3 protein-coding genes and 1 pseudogene are annotated in these 1649 nt (G+C 63.2%); all 4 read right to left on the bottom strand.

Annotated features, from left to right (window positions below):
• Nucleotides 1–104 (bottom strand): thioredoxin family protein (locus Q0520_RS10715; RefSeq protein WP_298669938.1); only part of this gene is annotated, 104 nt, incomplete at its 3' end.
• Nucleotides 91–360 carry a hypothetical protein gene (locus Q0520_RS10710; RefSeq protein WP_298669935.1) on the bottom strand — a complete coding sequence of 90 codons (270 nt, stop codon included), beginning with the start codon at nucleotides 358–360 and terminating at the stop codon, nucleotides 91–93. The genes Q0520_RS10710 and Q0520_RS10715, both read right to left, overlap by 14 nt.
• A gap of 5 nt (nucleotides 361–365) precedes the next feature.
• Nucleotides 366–1433: a permease gene (locus tag Q0520_RS10705; RefSeq protein WP_298669933.1), complete on the bottom strand. Its 1068-nt coding sequence runs from the start codon at nucleotides 1431–1433 to the stop codon at nucleotides 366–368.
• 31 nt (nucleotides 1434–1464) lie between these two features.
• Nucleotides 1465–1649, bottom strand: a pseudogene (locus Q0520_RS10700) (permease); the annotation flags it as partial.

The raw sequence follows: 1649 nt of genomic DNA, 5'->3' as shown, positions 1-1649 counted from the left end.
ACGACCTCGGCCGCGATCCCGAGTTCCTTCACCGCAGTTTCGACGTTCTTTGCCGTCCTCTTGCACTTTGCACAACCTGTGCCGAATACTTCAATCTTTGTCATGGTTTTTCACCTCATCCCTGTAGACCGCGAGGAGCGCCTCTCCGTACACCGTCTCCGCACTCTTCGGGATATAGTTGTAGACCTTTGTTCTCTTCACCAGTTCTTCGGAGAGGCGGGGCTCAGAGGTGAACCCGAGCGCCTCCACGTCTGCGATCACTTTGTCGAGCATCGAGAGCCCGACGACGACACCGCCGACATTCACCTGTCTGATGCGCCTGAGGGCCTCTGCCGCACAGCATGGTCTGTCTTCTTGCATGATATTTACCCCACGATATTTCCGTACACGAACCCGGCCAACCCTGAGAGCACGATGACGAGCAGGGCGTACACAACCGTCTTCTTCGCCCCCATTATCCGGGAGATGACCAGGAGGGAGGGGAGACTCACGCTCGGTCCGGCAAGGAGGAGGGCGAGGGCGGGTCCGCCCGCCATCAGGTCGGCGGAGTAGCCGAAGGTCGTGCCGATGATCGGCACCTCCAGGAGGGTCGGCATATACAGGACCGCCCCGACGAGTGCCGCAAGCATGGTCGCCCCGATCGAGTTGTCCCCGAAGTAGGGAGCGAAGGTCTCGGGCGGGATGAAGTAGGCAAGCATGCCGAGGGCGAAGGTGCCTGCGATGAGGATCGGGAAGATCTTCTTTGTGAGGTCCCAGGTCTCGTACGCCCAGTCTGTCACCTCGTCCCTCTCGAAGGTGTAGATGACGAGCACGGCGACGACGAGGGTGAGGGCGTAGACGACCGGGAACTTGATGGTCCAGGGGAGTTGCGAGGCCCCGACGATGAGGATGCCGACCAGGGAGGCGAAGAAGGCGAGGGTCGCCCACCAGGGCCTGCCGTCGTCGTCTGCCTGTGCGGTCCTCGCCGGTGCGGCCGCCCGCACTCTGGCGTCGTGGTCCCTGAAGACCGCCGCCATGACGAGGCCGATGACGATGGAGAGCGTCACCGCCGCCACGGCCCTGGCCACGCCGAGGTCGAAGCCGAGCACCTTCGCCGTGTAGATGATGGCGAGGACGTTGATCGCGGGCCCGGCGTACAGGAATGTGACGGCCGGACCGATGCCGCTCCCCTTCTTGTAGATCCCGGCGAACATCGGGAGGATCGTGCAGGAGCAGACCGCAAGCACTGTCCCGGAGACCGATGCGATCCCGTAACTGACCGTCTTCTTCGTGTCGGGGCTGAAGTATTTCAGGATCGCGTCCTTCTTGACGAAGGCCCCGATCGCTCCTGCGATGAAGAACGCGGGCACGAGGCAGGTGAGCACGTGCTCGGAGAGGTAACCGACGAGTGTGACGGCGCCCGCAAGGAGGGCGCCTGTGAGGGGATCTGTCATGACTGTATCATCTTCTGGTTCTGTCTGTGTTTCAGATCACGCCCCCTGCCGCGAGCAGGGAGAAGGCCGCGCCCGTGAGGACGGCGACGGCGAGGACCACGCCGGCGAAGACGACGACGAGTCTCTTCTCGAAGATCGCCGCGAGCAGGGTGAGTTCGGGGATGCTTGCCCCGGCGCCGCCGATGATCAGGGCCATCACCGCCCCGATGCCCATCC

Origin of the sequence: uncultured Methanofollis sp. (assembly GCF_937919355.1) — an archaeon.
In the GTDB taxonomy this organism is placed as follows: Archaea; Halobacteriota; Methanomicrobia; order Methanomicrobiales; family Methanofollaceae; genus Methanofollis.
This window is presented reverse-complemented; position numbering and strand designations above follow the sequence as displayed.

Bases quoted from the DNA above. Each gene is read 5' to 3' on its own strand.
- Q0520_RS10710 (WP_298669935.1), bottom strand. From the start codon at position 360: ATGCAAGAAGACAGACCATGCTGTGCGGCAGAGGCCCTCAGGCGCATC.
- Q0520_RS10705 (WP_298669933.1), bottom strand. From the start codon at position 1,433: ATGACAGATCCCCTCACAGGCGCCCTCCTTGCGGGCGCCGTCACACTC.